Below are 1,611 nucleotides of genomic sequence, written 5' to 3' on the forward strand. Positions count from 1 at the left end.
ATTAAGTCACAGCGTGAAATTGAAATCATGCGACAGGCGGCGAAGATTGTGGCAACCGTGCTGAAAGAAATTCAAGAGATGGTGCAGCCCGGTATGACAACGGCGGATTTAGATGCTTACGCCGAAAAGCGCATCCGCGAAATGGGGGCAACGCCCAGTTTTAAGGGATATCACGGCTTCCCCGGTTCGATTTGCTCCAGCATCAACAATGAAGTCGTACATGGCATTCCCAACCCCAAAAAAGTGATTCGGACTGGCGATGTCTTGAAAGTCGATACAGGTGCTTATTTCCAGGGCTATCACGGTGATTCTTGCATTACCATCGCCGTGGGTGATGTGACACCAGAAGCGGCTAAGTTAATCCGCGTGGCAGAAGAAGCACTCTTCAAAGGCATTGAACAAGTTAAAGCTGGAGCCTACCTGCTCGACCTTGCAGGTGCCATTCAAGACCATGTGCTAGGCAATGGTTTTAGTATTGTGGAAGACTTCACCGGGCACGGTGTTGGGCGGAATTTGCACGAAGAACCGTCTGTGTTTAATTTCCGTACCCGTGAAATGCCAAATGTCAAGCTTCGGGCTGGAATGACTTTGGCAATTGAGCCGATTTTAAATGCTGGTTCAAAATTTACCCGTATCTTATCCGACAAGTGGACGGCAGTGACGGTGGATAATGCCCTGTCCGCTCAGTTTGAGCATACCGTGCTAGTGACGGAAGATGGATATGAAATTTTGACCGACCGCTCGAAAGTTTAATCGCTCAAAAGCACGATTGACCCACACCCGTAAGGGTGGGACTAGACAAACAAAGCCCGCCTGCGCGGGCTTCTGAATTTTTCTATCTAAAAGCATCATTTAAGTAAAGTGAGCAGGTGGCAATATGTACCAAACAGCGCAAGAGTTGGAAGCAAAAATGCCAGATGCTACAAAACTTTTGAGCGATGAACCAGAAATGGAAAGTTCTCTGCATTACAAGCAACTTGCTTTATTAGTGAGTTGCTTAGAATGGTTTTGGCGCAATCGCCATGATTTTTTTATTGGCGCTAACCTAACAGTTTATTTTAGTCGGCAGCAATTGCGAAATCGAGATTTTCGAGGGCCAGATTTTTTTCTGGTGAAAAATACCGAAAAACGCGATCGCACTTCTTGGGTGGTGTGGGAAGAAGAAGGCAAATATCCCGATCTGATTATCGAATTGCTTTCGACTTCAACGGCTAATATTGACCGAAATTTAAAAAAAGACCTCTATCAAAATCGATTTCGCACGCCAGAATACTTTTGGTTCGAGCCGGAGGATTTAGAGTTGGCAGGTTTTCGGCTGGTAGGAGAACAGTATCAAGCCATTGTGCCCAACCCTCAAGGCTGGCTGTGGAGTGAAGTTCTAGATTTGTATTTAGGCGTAGAAGCCGGAAAATTGCGCTACTTTACCCCAGAAGGTTCTCTAGTTCTTACACCAGAAGAGGCAGCAGAACAGGAACGAAGACGGGCAGAACGACTGGCGGAACAACTGCGATCGCTCGGTGTCGATCCGGATACTTAAGCGAAAAAGCGATCGCGTGAAACAATGTTTATTGGCAAGCTAGGATTTTATTGCCTAGACGCGCTCAGGCGTTC

Annotated in this window: 2 protein-coding genes; both read left to right on the forward strand. The window is 46.7% G+C overall.

The genetic code is table 11. From position 1 onward, the window contains the following. Positions 1-753, forward strand: a 753-nt coding sequence (map, locus tag H6F50_RS22670; protein WP_190430443.1) for a type I methionyl aminopeptidase, incomplete at its 5' end; no start/stop codon positions are given. 124 nt (positions 754-877) lie between these two features. Beyond that, on the forward strand, positions 878-1,537 hold the full coding sequence (locus H6F50_RS22675) for a Uma2 family endonuclease (protein ID WP_190430444.1): 660 nt from the start codon (positions 878-880) through the stop codon (positions 1,535-1,537). The last annotated feature ends 74 nt before the right edge of the window (positions 1,538-1,611 follow it).

It is taken from the genome of Coleofasciculus sp. FACHB-712 (genome assembly GCF_014695635.1).
GTDB lineage: Bacteria > Cyanobacteriota > Cyanobacteriia > Cyanobacteriales > FACHB-T130 > FACHB-T130.